The following is a 15,674-nucleotide window of genomic DNA, read 5'->3' on the forward strand; positions in this document are numbered from 1 at the left end:
CGCCCCACCCTGCTTCTCCGCGGAAAAGCAGTCTGCTTTTCCGCGGAAAAGCAGACCGCTTTTCCGCGGAAGAGCGGGGTGGGTCAGACGTAGCGGCGGTAGACGACGGTGGCGACCATCGCGGGCTTGGTACCGCCCTCGATCTCCATCGTCACACCGAGATTCATCGCGACGCCGCCGGCGAACGGGGTCGCGGACTCCATGGTGGCGCCGGCCCGCACCCGGGCGCCCACCGGCACCGGCGAGGGGAAGCGCACCTTCTCGGTGCCGTAGTTCACGCCCATGCTGAAGCCCGTGATCGTGACGATCTGCGGCACGAGCGAGGGCAGCAGCGACAGGGTCAGGTAGCCGTGCGCGATCGGGCCGCCGAAGGGGCTGTGCTGCTTCGCGCGCTCCGGGTCGACGTGGATCCACTGCTGGTCACCCGTGGCGTCCGCGAACTGCTGGACCTGCTCCTGGGTGATCGTCACCCAGTCGCTGTAGCCGAGGTGCTGCCCGACCAGGCTCTGCACGCCCTCGACGCCGTCGACGGTGGTCTGCGCCATCTGCTCGTCCCTCCACTGGTGTCTGGTTGGCTGACTCCACCACACCGGGCGAGCGTGCGGAGGAACGGGTTGCTGCGACTGGGTGCGCTGGACGTGCCGGACGGCGCCTTCGTCGTCATGGCGATCGTGAACCGGACCCCCGACTCGTTCTACGACCGCGGCGCGACCTTCGAGCTGGCCGCCGCCGTCGAGCGGGTGGACCGGGTGGTCGCCGAGGGCGCGGACATGGTGGACGTCGGGGGCGTGAAGGCGGCTCCGGGCGAGGACGTGGACGCCGCGGAGGAGATCCGGCGCACCGTCGACCTGGTCGGCGCCATCCGTGCCGCGCACCCGGCGCTGCCGATCTCGATCGACACCTGGCGCGCGGAGGTGGCGCGGGAGGCCCTCGCGGCAGGCGCGGACATCGTGAACGACGCCTGGGGCGGGGTGGACCCCGAGCTGGCGGCCGTCGCGGCGGAGACGGGGGCCGGCATCGTCTGCACGCACGCCGGCGGGCTGCCGCCGCGCACCCGCCCGCACCGGGTGCAGTACGACGACGTCGTCGCCGACATCGTGGCGCGGACGACGGCGCTCGCCGAGGCGGCCGTGGCGGCGGGGGTCGACCGCGAGCGGGTGCTCATCGATCCCGGGCACGACTTCGGCAAGAACACCCGGCACTCGCTGGAGGCGACGCGGCGGCTGGACGAGCTGGTCGCGACCGGCTGGCCGGTGCTCGTGGCGCTGTCGAACAAGGACTTCGTCGGGGAGACCCTCGGCGTGCCCCTGGAGGAGCGGCTCACCGGCACCCTGGCGTCGACGGCGGTGAGCGCCTGGCTCGGCGCCCGGGTGTTCCGTGCCCACGACGTCGCCCCCACCCGGCAGACGCTGGACATGGTGGCCTCGATCCAGGGCACCCGGCCGCCGCTGCGCACCGTCCGCGGCCTCGCCTGAGCGTCACCACACCCGGGCCCCAGCGGTCGGACCCGCAGCGGGTGGCCGCTCCACGACTCACCGGCGGTGGTCACGGCAGCAGCAACGGGCGCGTGTGACGATGCCTCGTCGTCCCCTCAGCCACCGCGGCCAGGAGAAACGGAGACCACGGTGGTCGAGCCCACTGCGATCAGACCCATGAACCACCGCCTGGAGCTGCTCGACGTGCTCCGGTTCGTCGCTGCGATGGCGGTGCTCTGCTTCCACTACCTGGTCAGCGGGATCGGCAACGGCAAGGTGGCGACGCTGGACTTCGCCGGCCCGGTCGACGTCGCGAAGTACGGCTACCTCGGCGTCGACCTGTTCTTCATGATCAGCGGGTTCGTCATCAGCTACTCGGCCCTCGGCCGGACGGCCCGCGAGTTCGTGGTCGGGCGGGCGGTGCGGCTCTACCCGGCGTTCTGGGTCGCCGTGGCCTTCACCAGTGCCCTCACGCTGGTCATCGGCACCGACCGGCTCGCGGTGACCGCCGAGCAGGTCGTCGTCAACCTGACCATGTTCCCCACCGAGCTGGGGCAGTGGGCCGTCGACGGCGTGTACTGGACGTTGCTCTACGAGCTGTACTTCTACGCCCTGGTGGCGGTCGTGCTGCTCGTCGGCGCGGGGAAGCGCCTGGACCTGGTCCTGGGCACTTGGGCGTTCGTCATGCTCGCCATCCGGCTGCTGGCGCCCGAACACGCGGAGCACCCGCTCGCCGGCGGCTTCTACGCGCTGTTCGCGGTCGGCGCGATGGTCGCCAGCATCCGGCGGTCAGGCCCCGGCGTCTTCAACGTCGCCGCCCTGACCGCGGCGGTCCTGGTGGGCTTCCACCACACCATCGTGGACGAGACGGCGAGCCGCGCGGCCAGCACCGGCTTGGAGTACTCGCAGCCGGTCGTGGCCGCCGTCCTCGTGGTCAGCCTGCTGTCGGTCCTGAGCACGTGCCTGCCGGCGGTGGCCCGTCTGCGTCTCCGGCACGCCGCCCTGCTCGGCGCGCTGACGTACCCCGTCTACCTGATCCACGCCCACTTCGGTTACATGGTGTTCTCCCGGTTCGGGACCGAGGAGAACCGGTGGTGGCTGTTCGCCGGTCAGGTCGTCGCGGTGCTGGGCATCGCCTGGCTCATCCACGTCGCCGTCGAGCGACGCAGCTTCTGGCGACCGGCCTTCGACCGGACCCTGGGAGTCGTCGTGGGGGCGCCGGCCGCCCTCGTGGACGTGCTGCGACACCCGGCCACGCCGCCGGCAGCGACGGCCCCCGCCGAGCCCGCCGAGGCGACCGCCCGCGGGGACGCCCCTGCGCTGACCGGCGGGCCCACTCGCTAGCTTCGCTCCCATGTCCGCCACGGGATACCTGACCGCCGACGAGCTCAACGACCTCCTCCCGGGCACTTTCCCCGGGCTGCTGGGCATCGTCGTCGACACCCACGAGCCGGGCCGGCTGACCTCGCACCTCGACGTCCGCCCGGAGCTGCTGGCCCCGAACGGCTACCTGCACGCGGGCACCGTGGTCACCCTCGCCGACACCAGCTGCGGACTGCCCACGCGCGCGCTGCTGCCCGAGGGGTCCTCCGGGTTCACCACCATCGAGCTGAAGAGCAACCACCTGAGCACCGCACGGGAGGGCCGCATCACCTGCGAGGCCACCGTCGCCCATGCCGGGCGGACGACGCAGGTCTGGGACGCCGTGGTGCGCAACGCGGAGTCCGGGAAGACGATCGCCCTGTTCCGCTGCACCCAGTCGGTGCTCTGGCCCCGCTAGACGCCGCGATGCCGCGGCCAGCCCCCTGGTGACGGCCGACACGCCGGATGTGAGACTGGCGCCACACCAGCATCGAGGAGGAACCCCGTGGCACTGGCCAGCCCGTTTCCGGACGTAGAGATCCCGAACAAGTCGGTCCCCGAGGCCGTCCTGGCAGCAGGCCGGGAGCGACCCGACGCACCCGCACTCATCGACGGCCTCAAGGGCGACGTCATCACCCACGGGCAGCTGGCCCAGTACGTCGACCGGGTCGCCGCGAACCTCCACGCCCGGGGCCTGCGCAAGGGCGACGTCGTCGCCGTCTTCTGCCCCAACACCCAGTGGTTCCCCGTGGTCTTCCACGGCATCGCGGCCGCGGGCTGCGTCATGAGCCCGATCAACTCGCTCTACACGCCCGACGAGATCGCCTTCCAGCTCAAGGACTCGGGCGCCAAGATCCTGATCACCATCTCGATGTTCCTCGACCGGGCCACGGCCGCGGCCGAGAAGTCGCCCGTCGACGAGATCGTCGTGCTCGACGGCGCCGAGGGGCACGCCAACCTGTTCGACCTGCTGGGCGCCGATGCGCCGAGCGTGCAGGTGGACATCGACCCCGCCGAGGACCTGGTCACCCTGCCGTACTCCAGCGGCACCACGGGCCTGCCGAAGGGCGTCATGCTCACCCACCGCAACCTGGTGGCGAACGTGACGCAGTGCCTGCCGCTGCTCAAGACGGGCGCGGACGAGCGGATCATCGCCGTCCTGCCGTTCTTCCACATCTACGGCCTGACCGTGCTGATGAACCAGGGCCTGGCACTCGGCGGCACGGTGGTGACGCTCCCCCGGTTCGAGCTCGAGGACTTCCTCCGCACGATCCAGGACCACAAGATCACCCGCGCGTTCGTCGCCCCGCCCATCCTGCTGGCGCTGGCCAAGCACCCGCTGGTCGACCAGTACGACCTCAGCTCGCTCCAGTCGATCCTGTCCGGCGCCGCCCCGCTCGACGAGCAGCTGGCGCTGGCCGTCGAGCAGCGGCTGCGGGCGAAGGGCGGCTCCGTCACGGTGGCCCAGGGCTACGGCATGACCGAGCTGTCCCCGGTCTCGCACACCACCCCCGACCCCGACGCGATGCCGCCGGGCTTCTCCGGCGAGGTGCCCAAGGGCTCGGTCGGCTTCGCCATCCCCAACACCGAGTGCCGGCTGATCGACCCGAGCACGGGCGAGGACGCCGCACCGGGCGAGCGCGGTGAGCTGTGGGTGCGCGGGCCGCAGGTGATGAAGGGCTACCTCAACAACGAGGAGGCCACCCGCTCGACGGTCGACGCCGAGGGCTGGCTGCACACCGGCGACGTCGCGATCGTGGACGACAACGGCATCTACACCGTCGTCGACCGGGTCAAGGAGCTGATCAAGTACAAGGGCTACCAGGTGGCCCCGGCCGAGCTCGAGGCCGTGCTGATCAACCATCCGGAGATCGCCGACGCCGCCGTCATCGGCGTGCCGGACAAGGAGAGCGGCGAGGAGCTGCCGAAGGCATTCGTCGTCCGCGCCCAGGGCTCGGAGCTCACCGAGGACGCCGTCATGGCCTACATGGGCGAGAAGGTCGCGCCGCACAAGAAGATCCGGTTCGTGGAGTTCATCGACCAGGTGCCGAAGTCCTCGGCCGGCAAGATCCTCCGCAAGGAGCTCAAGGCCCGCGCCTGACCGGAGTGCACCGGGGCGTCCTCCGGGGTACTGGACGACGACGACCGGAACCCGGCCGCCGCGAATCCCGCGGCGGCCGGGCCCCGGATGACGTGAGGACCTCCCCGATGCTCCCGCTCTACTGGCTCACGGTCCAGACGGTCGGCACGGCCATCCGCGGCGGATGGCGACCCGAGGTCAGCGGACTGGAGCACGTCCCGGCCGACGGTGGCGTGGTCCTCGCGTCGAACCACCTCTCCTTCGCCGACCAGCTGTTCCTCGGCGCGGTGATCCCCCGCCACGTCGCCTTCTGGGGCAAGAAGGAGTACTTCACCGGCACCGGGCCCCGCGGCGCGCTCAACCGCGGCCTGATGCACGGGCTGGGCGTCATCCCGGTCAACCGGGCCGGCGGGGCGGCGTCGGACGCGGCGTTCGAGTCCGCGGTGCCGGTGCTCGCCCGCGGCGGGATGGTGGCGGTGTTCCCGGAGGGGACGCGCTCCCCGGACGGGCGGCTCTACCGGGGCCGTACCGGTGCCCTCCGGCTCGCCCAGAGCTGCGGGGTCCCCGTCGTCCCGGTCGGGATCTCCGGCACCGACGAGGTGCAGCCCCGGGACCTGCTGGGCCGCCACCGGCCCCGCGTGGCGATCAACTTCGGCCCGCAGATCGACGTCGCCGGCGCGGACGTGCGCACCGCCACCGACGCCCTGATGGCGTCGATCCAGCGGCTCAGCGGCCAGGAGTACGTGCCGCGCTACGCCGAGAAGAAGAAGGCCGCCTGAGCTACACCCGCGAGGTCGCCGACCGGGCGTCCTCCCCCACCGTGGCGGGCCTGCCCCGCGCGGCCACCGGTGGGATCCCGGTCACCCGCCGGTAGGCGCGGGAGAACGCCGCCTCCGAGTCGTAGCCCAGCCGGCGGGCCACCTCTCCCACCCGGGCTCCGCGGCCCAGCTCGACGGTGGCCAGGTGCATCCGCCACCGGGTGACGTAGCGCAGCGCCGGTTCCCCGGCGAGCTCGGTGAAGCGGGCGGCGAAGGTCGACCGCGACATCCGCGACTCGCGGGCGAGGCGCTCGAGGGTCCACGGCGCGCCGGGATCGCGGTGCACCAGCGCGACCGCCCGCCCCACCTGCGGATCCCGCAGCGCCCGCAGCCAGCCCGGGCCCGTCGCACCGGTCTCCAGCCAGCCGCGGATCGCCTGAATCACCACGACGTCGGCCAGCCGGGTCACCACCGCCTCGGCGCCGGGCCGGTCGTGCCGCACCTCGTCGGTGATCATCCCCAGCAGCACCGACAGCCAGCCGCCGCGTGCCGCGTTCCCGGCATCGATCAGCAGGACCGGCGGCAGCAGGTCGAGCAGGTGCGCAGCCCCGGGTCGTTCGGGTTGCAGGACGCCGCAGACCAGCTGCGTCGCCGCACCCCCGCCATCGAGGCGGAGCACCGAGTAGTGCTCTGCGAGGTAGTCCTGCGGGAGCAGGTCGGCTCGGCCGGTGATCGCGGCGCCCGGGCCGCTGCGCAGCAGGTGACCCCTTCCGTGCGGGACCAGCGCCAGATCACCGGCGCTCAGCGCGTGCACCTCGCCATCCACCTCGAGCAGGCAGCTGCCCTCGGTGATCACGTGGAAGGTCATGCAGGCGTCCAGCGCGGGCATCTCCACGCCCCACGGGGCCGTGCCGTCGGCGCGCGAGTAGAACGTGCCGCGCATCCGCAGGTCGCCGAGCACCCCGCCGAGCGGGTCGACCGGCTCCCAGGGGATGACCGGCTGCGCGTCCATGACGCCATCCTGCTGCGTCGGCTGCGTCCGTCCACCCGCGCGGGACGAACGGTCATGCTTTCGGGATCTGCGGCCATTCTGCGCACCGTCCGTCCGCGCCACGGTGGATCCCGTCGGCAGCCGCCGGCGACCACCGGAAGAGGAGCAGGTCATGAAGGTGCTGGTCGTGGGAGCAACAGGTGGATCGGGCCGGGCGGCGGTGACGGCGCTGGTCGCGGACGGGCACGAGGTGACCGCCCTGGCCCGCCGGGCGAGCGCGGTGCTCGGCGGACAGGCCGGTGTGCGGCCGGTCGACGGCGACGCCACGGTCGCGGCGGACGTGGACGCCGCCGTCCGGGGTCAGGACGCCGTCGTCGTGGCGCTCGGCATCACGGAGAGCCCGATGCGGGTGCGGCTGCGGGGCCCGGCCGGGACGCCGCTGGACGTGCGTTCGCGGGGCACCGCCACCGTCGTCGCGGCCATGCGGGAGCACGGCGTGCGGCGCCTGGTCGTGCAGTCCTCGTACGGGGTCGGCGAGACGCGGGACCTGCTGCCGCTGTCCTCCCGGCTGGTCTTCGCACTCCTGCTCAAGCCGCAGATCGCCGACCACGAGGTGCAGGAGGACGTCGTCCGTCGCAGCGGGCTGGACTGGACGCTGGTGCAGCCGGTCTACCTGACCGACGGCGACGAGCCGGCCGCCCGCTCCACGGACGGGACGGTGGAGGGCATGAAGGTGTCCCGCCGCGCCGTCGGCGAGGTGCTCGCCCGGCTGGCCACGGGTGCCGACGACGTGGGCCGTTGCGTGTCGATCTCCGGCGCCGTTCCCGGCCCCGTCCGGGGCCATAGGGTCGTCGCATGCGTGCGGTGACGATCAGCGAACCCGGGAGCCCCGACGTCCTCGGCTGGTCGGAGGTCCCCGATCCGGTCTGCGGCCCGGGCGAGGTGGTCGTCGACGTCGCCGCCACCGCGGTGAACCGGGCCGACCTCATGCAGCGGCAGGGCTTCTACCCGCCACCCAAGGGCGCCAGCGAGATCCTCGGCCTGGAGTGCAGCGGCGTGATCAGCGAGGTCGGCGAAGGCGTCGTCGGCTGGTCCGTGGGCGACGAGGTGTGCGCGCTCCTCTCCGGCGGCGGGTACGCCGAGCGGGTCGCCGTCCCGGCCGGTCAGCTCCTGCCCCGGCCCTCCGGCGTGGAGCTGGCGACGGCGGCGGCCCTGCCCGAGGTCGTCTGCACCGTCTGGTCCAACGTCTTCCTGCTGGCCGGACTGAGCCGCGGCGACAGTTTCTTGGTGCACGGCGGGTCCAGCGGCATCGGGACGATGGCCATCCAGCTGGCCGCCCGCGCCGGCGCGCGGGTGTTCACGACCGCGGGGACACCGGCCAAGCTCGACGTCTGCCGGGAGCTCGGCGCCGACGTGACGATCAACTACCGCGACGAGGACTTCGTCGAGCGGGTGCGCGCGGAGACCGATGGCCGAGGCGTGGACGTCGTCCTGGACAACATGGGCGCGAAGTACCTGGACCGGAACATCGACGCCCTCGCCGTCGGCGGGCGCCTGGTGATCATCGGCATGCAGGGTGGCGCCAAGGCCGAGTTGAACATCGGCAAGCTGCTGTCCAAGCGGGGGGCGGTGCACGCCACCGCGCTGCGCTCTCGCCCGGCGACCGGCCCCGGCGGCAAGGCGGAGATCATCGAGGCGGTGCGCCGCGACGTGTGGCCGGACGTGGAGCGCGGCACGATCCGACCGATCGTCGACCGGCGGCTGCCGATGTCGCGGGCGGCCGAGGCGCACCGGGCCGTGGAGGCCAGCGAGCACGTCGGCAAGGTCCTGCTGCTGCCCGGCAACTAGCGGAATCCCTTCACCTGGGCACTGGGCGGGGGCGCAGCGCGGCGACCGCGTCGATGACCTGCCCGACCTCGTCCGGGGTGTTGTAGTGCATGAGCCCCAGCCGCACGGCGCCGCCGTCCTCGGTGATCCCGAAGGCGTCGAACAGCTCGCGGGCGTAGGCATCGCCGTCCCACACGCAGATGCCCTGGCGGTTGAGCTCGGCGGCGACCTGGCGCGGGCGCATGCCCTCCACGCGGAACGCCAGCGTGGGCGTCGTCCGCTCCGGGCGGCCCAGCACCTGCACGTGCCGCATCGCGCGCAGGGCCTGGTCCAGCCAGCTGAACAGCTCGCCCTCGTAGCGGGCGACCGCGCCCATGGAGGCCCGCAGCCGGTCGCGCCGGGAGCCGGTCGTCTCGCCGCTCAGGCCGGCCAGGTGGTCGACCGCGGCCGAGACCCCGGCGTACAGCTCGTAGGGCGCGGCACCCGCCTCGAAGCGCTCGGGGACCTTGTCCGGCATCGACCGCAGCTTGTCGGGGTGCAGGTGGGCCAGCAGCTGCGGATCGGCGACGACGGCGCCCACGTGCGGCCCGCACCACTTCGACGCGGACAGGGCGACGAAGTCCGCGCCCAGCGCGGTGCGGTCCAGGTACATGTGCGGGGCGGCGTGCGACGCGTCGACGTAGACCATGGCCCCGACCGCGTGCGCCCGGTGGGAGATCTCGGGCACCTCGGGGCAGGTGCCGATGGCGCTGCTGGCCGCGGTGAGCGCCACGAGGCGGGTGCGGCGGTTGACCAGGTCGTCGTACTGCCAGGCCGGCAGCTCGCCGGTCTCGATGTCCACCTCGGCCCAGCGCACGGCGACGCCGCGCTCCTCGGCCAGCTGCACCCAGGGCCGGATGTTGGCGTCGTGGTCGAGCCGGCTCACCACGATCTCGTCGCCGGGCCGCCACGCCTTCGCGATGGCCCGGGCCATCGAGTACGTCACCGCCGTCATGCTCGCGCCCAGGACGACGCCGCCCGCGACACCGCCCACGAGGTCGGCGACCGCCGAGCGGGCACCCGAGACCAGTCCCTCCGCCCGCGCGGAGGCGGCGAACACCCCGCCGCGCTCGGCCACGGGCATCCGCAATGCGTGCCCGACCGCCCGGGCGACGTCCTCGGGCAGCAGCGCGCCGCCGGGCCCGTCGACGTGCACGTAACCGTCGGCCAGGGCGGGGAAGAGGCCACGAACCCGAGCGACGTCGAGCCGGGCCTCCATGCTGCGCACCCTAGTTGGCCGGGGCTCCGTACCGGCGGCCGCTCCGGCCCCGGTCGACCGCGCGTTCGGCGATCAGGATCGAGGGGCAGGATGGAGGCATGACTGCACCCGGCAACGGCAGCGAACGTCCGCAGCAGGTCGTCGTCGTGGGGCCCGACGGCCAGCCCGTGGGCGCCCTCCCGATGGGCCTGTCCCAGGACGGGGACGACGGCGACGGCGGCGCCATGCAGGTCAGCGAGATGGTGGAGCAGCCGGCCAAGGTGATGCGGATCGGCACCATGATCAAGCAGCTGCTCGAGGAGGTGCGCGCAGCGCCTCTGGACGAGGCCAGCCGCAACCGGCTGCGCGACATCCACGCGTCGTCCATCCGCGAGCTCGAGCAGGGCCTGGCCCCGGAGCTGCGCGACGAGCTGGAGCGCATCACCCTGCCGTTCAGCGAGGACCAGACCCCCACGGACGCCGAGCTGCGGATCGCCCAGGCGCAGCTGGTCGGCTGGCTGGAGGGCGTGTTCCACGGCATCCAGACGGCGCTGTTCGCCCAGCAGATGGCCGCGCGGGCCCAGCTGGAGGAGATGCGCCGCCGGGCGCTCCCGGGCGGCCAGGGCGCCGCCGCCCAGCCGGACTTCCGCCCCGGTGGCGGTCAGTACCTGTAGGAGGACCGTGAGTCACGGTCACGGACGGCTGGGTCGCACGAGCGGGTGAACCGGCCGGTTCCGCTGCCTACCGGGGAGCCGTCGGGGCCACCGTGCTGCTGCAGCCGGATCCGCCGGCCTTCCTCAGGAGGCACCGTGAGCACCGACCAGCAGTACGGAAGTCCCGCCACCGCAGGCTCGACCAACGGCCTCAGCACCGCCGGTTTCGTCACCGGCCTGCTGGGCGCCCTGCTGTCCTGGTTCCCGATCGCCGGGATCATCCTCGGCATCCTGGGCGTCGTCCTCGGTGGCGTCGGGGTCTCCCAGGGCAAGCGCACCGGCGCCAAGACCGGACTGGGCGTCGCCGGCATCGTCCTCGGCGCGATCGCCATCGTCATCGCCATCGTCCTCATCGCGGTGGTCGCCTCCGACGCCTGAGCGTCCCCCGCCCGAACGCGAACGGCGCCGCTCCCCTGTCGGGGAGCGGCGCCGTTCGTCGTCGGTTCTTCGTTCAGACCTTGAAGCGGGCGACGGCCTCCTGCAGCTCGCCGCTCATGCGGGCCAGGTCCGCCGAGGCGGCCTGGGCGTCGTCGACCCGCTGGTTGGTCTCCTGCGTGCCGGCGGCCAGCCCGGAGATCGCGGCGGCGATGCCCTGGGTGCCGTTCGCGGCCTCGGCCACGTTGCGGTTCATCTCGTTGGTCGTCGCGGTCTGCTCCTCGACGGCCGCGGCGATGGTCGCCTGGAAGTCGTTGATCTCGCCGATGACCGAGGAGATCTGGCTGATCGCCTCGACGGCGCCGGCGGTGTCGGCCTGGATGGCCTCCACCCGCTGGGAGATGTCCTCGGTCGCCCGGGCGGTCTCCTGCGCCAGCTCCTTGACCTCGCTGGCGACGACGGCGAAGCCCTTGCCCGCCTCACCGGCCCGCGCGGCCTCGATGGTGGCGTTGAGCGCCAGCAGGTTCGTCTGCTCCGCGATGCCGTTGATCAGCTTGATGACCGTGGCGATCTCCTGCGAGGAGTCGCCGAGCTTCCCGACCGTGCGGGTCGTGTTCTCCGCGACGGCCACGGCCTGACCGGCCACCCGGGCGGCCTCGGTCGCGTTGTGGGCGATCTCCCGGATCGCCGACTCCATCTGCGAGGAGCCGGTGGCCACCGTGTCGACGCTGGACGCGACCGCGCCGGCCGAGGCGACGACGTCGTCGGCCTGCTCCGCGGCGGTGCGGGCGTTCTGCGAGATGCCCTCGGCGGCCGCGTTCAGCTGCTGCGAGGCGGCGGCCAGGCGGGTGGAGGAGTCACCGACGAGCAGCAGCACGTGGCCGATCGCGTCGAGGGTGTCGTCCAGCGACTGCGCCATCTCGCCGAGCTCGGCGCCACCGGTACGGCCGGCGCGCACGGTGAGGTCACCGGCGGCCACCTGGCCGAGGATCTCGCGGATCCGCTGGACCGGGCGGGTGACGCCGCGGGACACCACGATGGCGAGCAGCACCGAGATCGCCAGGCCGACGGCGATGATCGCGAGGGTGAGCGAGCGGCCGGTCGTGTAGGCGCCCTCTGCCTCGTCCGCCGTCGCCTGCGCGCTGGCCGCCGCCGAGGCGGTGGCCGCGGCGATCGACTCGGAGATGACTGCTTCCTGCTCGTTCATGCCGGTGAGCAACTCGCCCAGCCGGGCCGCGGGGGTCGGGGGAGCGCCATCGGCAGGAGTACCACCACCGGTGAGCTCGGCCAGGTAGCCCAGGTAGGTGTCGACGGCGGTCTCGAAGCGGCCGAACTGCTCGCGGGTCTCGGCCGACAGCGGCATCGCGGCGACCGCGGCACGCTGCTCGACCATCTGCTGCTGGAGCTCGGTGGCCCGCTGCTTGGACTTGGCGCGGGAGTCCTCGGGCAGGGCGGCGATGTTGGCCCGCGCGGTGGAGGCCGACATCTGCCACCAGTCCACCTGCAGCCGGCGGAGGCCGTCGAGCGGCACGGCGCCGTCGTCGTAGACCTTCTGGGCCTGGTCGCTGATGACCGACATCCGCTGGATGCCGAAGGCGCCGACGCCCACGGTGGTCAGCGCGACGACGAGGATGGCGCCCAGCATCCGGCTGCGCAGGCCGAACCGGGAACCGCCGTCCCGCGTCCCGGATGCCTCGGACGGGCTCCCGCCCGCCCCGGCTGCGTGGTCGTCCACCTGCATCATCCCTGCCCGCTTTCCCTACGACTGGCCAACCGTGGCCCTGCGTCTTGCCTATCGGCGGAGTCGCGGAGAAGTTGAGCGCAGCGGTCAGAGGGAGGCGAGGAAGGCGCCCACGCCGTCCTCGTCGTTGCCCCCGGTGACGTCGGTGGCGACGGCGAGCAGGTCCGGGTGCGCATGCGCCATGGCCACCGCGCGGCCGCCACCGTCGCGCACCCACTCGAAGGCGGCGATGTCGTTGGGCATGTCGCCGAAGACGACGACGTCCTCGGGGCCGACGCCGTGCCGCGCGGCCACCGTCGCCAGCCCCGTGGCCTTGGTGACGCCGGGGGCCGAGATCTCGGCGAGGGCGTCGGTGGAGGAGTGCGTGACCGTCGCCCGGGCGCCGACGACCTCCTCGATGAGCTCGACGAAGGCGTCCGGCGTCATGGACTCCGACCGGGCCAGCAGCTTGGCCGCCGGCGCCGCGGTCATCTCCTCCAGCGTCGCGACGGCGACGCCGGGCACGTTGACGTCCCACCGGGGCCGGTAGACCGGCTCGTGACGGAACTCCCAGCCGTACTCGACGGCGAACCACATGGTGGGCTGCCGTTCGCGGAGCGCGTCGGTGATGTCCCGCAGCGCCTCGGGCCGCAGCGGCTCCTCGTGCAGGATCTGCATCGGCTCCAGGTCCAGCAGTACCGCGCCGTTGCAGCAGACGGCCGTCCCGGTGCCCAGGACGTCCCGGATGCGGTGCATCCAGCGCGGCGGGCGGCCGGTCGCCAGGACGAACGGCACGCCTTCGGCGCGCCAGCGGGCCACCTCCGCGACCGTCGCCTCGCCGACGGTGTCGTCGGAGCGCAGCAGGGTGCCGTCCATGTCGCTGGCGATCAGCCGCGGCTTCCAGTCAGACATCGCGCAGCACCGCCTCGAGGTAGCGGGCGACGCCGTCGACCTGGTGACCGCTGGTGGCACCGGCCGCCAGCGCCTTGACGCTGGGGTGCGCGTTGGCCACGGCCACCGCCCGGCCGCCGGCGTCCTGGACGGCACCGAGCATCGGCAGGTCGTTGGGCATGTCGCCGAAGACCAGGACGTCGCCGAATCCCACGCCGTAGCGGTCGAGCGCCAGCTGCAGGCCGCTGGCCTTGGTGATGCCGGGCGGGAGCACCTCGATGAAGCCGAGACCGGCGTGGGTCAGCTCCGCGTCGGCGGGGTCGACGACGTCCCGGGCCACGGCGAGCAGCCGGTCCTGGTCCAGGGTCGCGGAGCGCAGGAAGACCTTGAGGACGGCGCCTGCGGGGAGCACGTCGTCGCGGGACAGCAGCGAGGCCGGTTCGGGGTAGGGCCAGTCGAAGCCCTGCTGCACCCGCAGCCGCGCGTGCACCTGGCCCTGCTCGGCGGCCTCCTCGACGGCGAGGACGACCTCGCCGGCGGCCCGCTCGATCTGCTCGATGACCCGGAGCGCCTGGTCGCGGGGCAGGGCGACGGCGCGCAGGACCTCGTCGCGCTCGAGGTCGACGACGAACCCGCCCTGCGACAGCACGGCGATGCCGCGGTGGTCCAGGGCCGCCTTGACGCTGTCGAGCAGGCGCGGGCCGCGGCCGGTGACGCCGACGACGGGGATGCCAGCGTCCCAGCATGCCTCGAGGGCGGCGCGGGTGCGGGGGCTGACCACGCCGTCGGCGTCCAGCAGCGTGCCGTCGAGGTCGCTGGCCACCAGCTTCGGCCGCCAGGCACCGAGGTCGCCGAGGTCGACCACCCGGTCGGCGCCCCCGAGCACCCCGTGCGCGCGGATGACGCGCGGCGGGCGCTCGGTCATGCGGTGGGCACCGGCGCGACCAGCGTCATCCCCGGCGTCAGCGCCTCGACCCCGCCCAGCCACGGCCGCAGCGCGACCGGCACGTGCACCGAGCCGTCGGCGCGCTGGTGGACCTCGAGCAGGCAGGCGATGGTGCGGGCGATCGCGCAGAGGGTGCCGTTGAGCGTGGCCGCCGTCTGGTTCTTCCCGTCCGCGTCGCGGTAGCGGATCGTCAGCCTCCGGGCCTGGAAGGTGGTGCAGTCCGACGTGCTGGTGAGCTCGCGGTAGGTGCCCTGGGTGGGGAACCACGCCTCGATGTCGTACTTGCGGGCGGCGCTGGTGCCCAGGTCGCCGGCGGCGATGTCGACCACCCGGTAGGGAAGCTCCAGCGCCTGGAGGAACTCCTCCTCCCACTGCAGCAGCCGCAGGTGCTCGGCGGCCGCGTCCTCGGGTGCACAGAAGCTGAACATCTCGACCTTGTCGAACCAGTGCACGCGAATGATGCCGCGGGTGTCCTTGCCGTAGGAGCCGGCCTCGCGACGGAAGCAGGACGACCAGCCGGCGTAGCGCTTCGGGCCCTTCGACAGGTCGAGCACCTCGTTGGCGTGCATGCCGGCCAGCGCCACCTCGGAGGTGCCGACGAGGTACAGGTCGTCGCGCTCGATCCGGTACACCTCCTCGTCGTGCTCGCCGAGGAAGCCGGTGCCCTCCATGGCGCTGGGCTTGACCAGCGCGGGAGCGATGACCGGGGTGAAGCCGGCCGCCACGGCGCGGCTGATGGCCAGCTGGGCGAGGGCGAACTCCAGCAGCGCGCCGGGGCCGGTGAGGAAGTAGAAGCGCGAGCCCGACACCTTGGCGCCGCGCTCCATGTCGATCGCCCCGAGGGCCTCGCCGATCTCGATGTGGTCGCGCACCGGGAAGTCGTAGGTGGGCACCTCGCCGACGGTGCGCAGCGTGACGGCGTCGTCCTCACCACCGGGCGGTACGTCGTCGTGGACGACGTTCGGGATGCGCAGTTGCACCTCGCGCAGGGCGGCGTCGGCCTCGCGCTGGGCCTCCTCGGCCTGCTTCACCTCGGCGGCCAGCGCCTTGGCCCGCTCGAGGACGGCGGGCCGCTCCTCCGGCGTCGCCTTCTTGACCGCCTGGGAGGCCGCCTTCTGCTCCCCGCGCAGGTCGTCACCGCGACGGGCCGCCTCGCGACGGGCGGCGTCGGCGGCCAGGAGCGCGTCGACCGCCGACTCGTCGGCACCCCGGGCCCGCTGGCTGGCACGGACGAGGTCGGGGTTCTCGCGCACGAGTCGCAGGTCGATCACGTGCCCGATCGTACGGAGCGGCCCCGCG

16 protein-coding genes are annotated in these 15,674 nt (G+C 73.2%); 9 read left to right on the forward strand and 7 right to left on the reverse strand.

Translation table 11 applies throughout. The annotated features are described in order from the left end of the window. Positions 1-83: 83 nt before the first annotated feature. Positions 84-545: a MaoC family dehydratase gene (locus BLS70_RS12560; RefSeq protein ID WP_091768136.1), complete on the reverse strand. Its 462-nt coding sequence runs from the start codon at positions 543-545 to the stop codon at positions 84-86. 69 nt (positions 546-614) lie between these two features. Between BLS70_RS12560 and folP the strand changes: the two genes are divergently transcribed. The 5 genes from folP to BLS70_RS12585 all read left to right on the forward strand — a co-directional run bounded on the left by folP (position 615) and on the right by BLS70_RS12585 (position 5,696). Then, positions 615-1,475 carry a dihydropteroate synthase gene (gene folP / locus BLS70_RS12565; RefSeq protein ID WP_091768139.1) on the forward strand — a complete coding sequence of 287 codons (861 nt, stop codon included), beginning with the start codon at positions 615-617 and terminating at the stop codon, positions 1,473-1,475. Positions 1,476-1,652: 177 nt separating this feature from the next. Further along, positions 1,653-2,819 carry an acyltransferase family protein gene (locus BLS70_RS12570; RefSeq protein ID WP_091768142.1) on the forward strand — a complete coding sequence of 389 codons (1,167 nt, stop codon included), beginning with the start codon at positions 1,653-1,655 and terminating at the stop codon, positions 2,817-2,819. 10 nt (positions 2,820-2,829) lie between these two features. Continuing rightward, positions 2,830-3,255: a PaaI family thioesterase gene (locus BLS70_RS12575; RefSeq protein WP_091768145.1), complete on the forward strand. Its 426-nt coding sequence runs from the start codon at positions 2,830-2,832 to the stop codon at positions 3,253-3,255. Between the two features lie 87 nt (positions 3,256-3,342). Then, complete coding sequence (locus BLS70_RS12580; protein WP_091768147.1) at positions 3,343-4,938, forward strand: 4-coumarate--CoA ligase family protein; 1,596 nt, start codon at positions 3,343-3,345, stop codon at positions 4,936-4,938. Between the two features lie 107 nt (positions 4,939-5,045). After that, complete coding sequence (locus tag BLS70_RS12585; RefSeq protein WP_091768150.1) at positions 5,046-5,696, forward strand: lysophospholipid acyltransferase family protein; 651 nt, start codon at positions 5,046-5,048, stop codon at positions 5,694-5,696. Between the two features lies 1 nt (position 5,697). On the opposite strand, the gene BLS70_RS12590 is transcribed toward BLS70_RS12585, so the two are convergent. Further along, complete coding sequence (locus BLS70_RS12590; protein ID WP_091768153.1) at positions 5,698-6,687, reverse strand: AraC family transcriptional regulator; 990 nt, start codon at positions 6,685-6,687, stop codon at positions 5,698-5,700. A gap of 151 nt (positions 6,688-6,838) precedes the next feature. Between BLS70_RS12590 and BLS70_RS12595 the strand changes: the two genes are divergently transcribed. Next, positions 6,839-7,534, forward strand: coding sequence for an NAD(P)-dependent oxidoreductase (locus BLS70_RS12595; protein ID WP_091768156.1), 696 nt, complete (start codon positions 6,839-6,841; stop codon positions 7,532-7,534). After that, positions 7,522-8,514 carry an NAD(P)H-quinone oxidoreductase gene (locus BLS70_RS12600; RefSeq protein WP_091768159.1) on the forward strand — a complete coding sequence of 331 codons (993 nt, stop codon included), beginning with the start codon at positions 7,522-7,524 and terminating at the stop codon, positions 8,512-8,514. The genes BLS70_RS12595 and BLS70_RS12600 overlap by 13 nt, the downstream gene beginning before the upstream one ends. Positions 8,515-8,524: 10 nt before the next feature. On the opposite strand, the gene BLS70_RS12605 is transcribed toward BLS70_RS12600, so the two are convergent. Next, positions 8,525-9,751 (reverse strand): cysteine desulfurase-like protein, encoded by a 1,227-nt coding sequence (locus tag BLS70_RS12605; protein WP_091768162.1) that lies wholly within the window; start codon positions 9,749-9,751, stop codon positions 8,525-8,527. 98 nt (positions 9,752-9,849) lie between these two features. Between BLS70_RS12605 and BLS70_RS12610 the strand changes: the two genes are divergently transcribed. Together BLS70_RS12610 and BLS70_RS12615 are read left to right on the forward strand one after the other, a co-directional pair. After that, positions 9,850-10,404, forward strand: a complete 555-nt coding sequence (locus BLS70_RS12610) for a bacterial proteasome activator family protein (protein WP_091768165.1) — start codon at positions 9,850-9,852, stop codon at positions 10,402-10,404. A gap of 135 nt (positions 10,405-10,539) precedes the next feature. Beyond that, entirely contained in the window at positions 10,540-10,821 is a 282-nt protein-coding gene (locus BLS70_RS12615; RefSeq protein ID WP_091768169.1) for a hypothetical protein, read from the forward strand. A 73-nt stretch (positions 10,822-10,894) separates the two neighbouring features. Here the strand turns inward: BLS70_RS12615 and BLS70_RS12620 are convergent, their stop codons facing one another. The 4 genes from BLS70_RS12620 to serS form a co-directional block, all read right to left on the reverse strand. Then, positions 10,895-12,553 carry a methyl-accepting chemotaxis protein gene (locus BLS70_RS12620; RefSeq protein WP_255362435.1) on the reverse strand — a complete coding sequence of 553 codons (1,659 nt, stop codon included), beginning with the start codon at positions 12,551-12,553 and terminating at the stop codon, positions 10,895-10,897. 93 nt (positions 12,554-12,646) lie between these two features. After that, positions 12,647-13,450, reverse strand: a complete 804-nt coding sequence (locus BLS70_RS12625) for an HAD family hydrolase (RefSeq protein WP_091768172.1) — start codon at positions 13,448-13,450, stop codon at positions 12,647-12,649. Then, on the reverse strand, positions 13,443-14,354 hold the full coding sequence (locus tag BLS70_RS12630; RefSeq protein ID WP_091768175.1) for an HAD family hydrolase: 912 nt from the start codon (positions 14,352-14,354) through the stop codon (positions 13,443-13,445). Before BLS70_RS12630 ends, BLS70_RS12625 begins: the two co-directional genes overlap by 8 nt. Beyond that, on the reverse strand, positions 14,351-15,646 hold the full coding sequence (gene serS, locus BLS70_RS12635; protein WP_091768178.1) for a serine--tRNA ligase: 1,296 nt from the start codon (positions 15,644-15,646) through the stop codon (positions 14,351-14,353). The genes BLS70_RS12630 and serS overlap by 4 nt, the downstream gene beginning before the upstream one ends. Positions 15,647-15,674: the final 28 nt, after the last annotated feature.

The organism is Blastococcus aurantiacus (genome assembly GCF_900102425.1).
GTDB classification, from domain to species: domain Bacteria; phylum Actinomycetota; class Actinomycetes; order Mycobacteriales; family Geodermatophilaceae; genus Blastococcus; species Blastococcus aurantiacus.

Bases quoted from the DNA above. Each gene is read 5' to 3' on its own strand.
- BLS70_RS12560 (WP_091768136.1), bottom strand. From the start codon at position 545: ATGGCGCAGACCACCGTCGACGGCGTCGAGGGCGTGCAGAGCCTGGTC.
- BLS70_RS12570 (WP_091768142.1), top strand. From the start codon at position 1,653: ATGAACCACCGCCTGGAGCTGCTCGACGTGCTCCGGTTCGTCGCTGCG.
- BLS70_RS12575 (WP_091768145.1), top strand. From the start codon at position 2,830: ATGTCCGCCACGGGATACCTGACCGCCGACGAGCTCAACGACCTCCTC.
- BLS70_RS12585 (WP_091768150.1), top strand. From the start codon at position 5,046: ATGCTCCCGCTCTACTGGCTCACGGTCCAGACGGTCGGCACGGCCATC.
- BLS70_RS12590 (WP_091768153.1), bottom strand. From the start codon at position 6,687: ATGGACGCGCAGCCGGTCATCCCCTGGGAGCCGGTCGACCCGCTCGGC.
- BLS70_RS12595 (WP_091768156.1), top strand. From the start codon at position 6,839: ATGAAGGTGCTGGTCGTGGGAGCAACAGGTGGATCGGGCCGGGCGGCG.
- BLS70_RS12600 (WP_091768159.1), top strand. From the start codon at position 7,522: ATGCGTGCGGTGACGATCAGCGAACCCGGGAGCCCCGACGTCCTCGGC.
- BLS70_RS12605 (WP_091768162.1), bottom strand. From the start codon at position 9,751: ATGGAGGCCCGGCTCGACGTCGCTCGGGTTCGTGGCCTCTTCCCCGCC.
- BLS70_RS12610 (WP_091768165.1), top strand. From the start codon at position 9,850: ATGACTGCACCCGGCAACGGCAGCGAACGTCCGCAGCAGGTCGTCGTC.
- BLS70_RS12625 (WP_091768172.1), bottom strand. From the start codon at position 13,450: ATGTCTGACTGGAAGCCGCGGCTGATCGCCAGCGACATGGACGGCACC.
- BLS70_RS12630 (WP_091768175.1), bottom strand. From the start codon at position 14,354: ATGACCGAGCGCCCGCCGCGCGTCATCCGCGCGCACGGGGTGCTCGGG.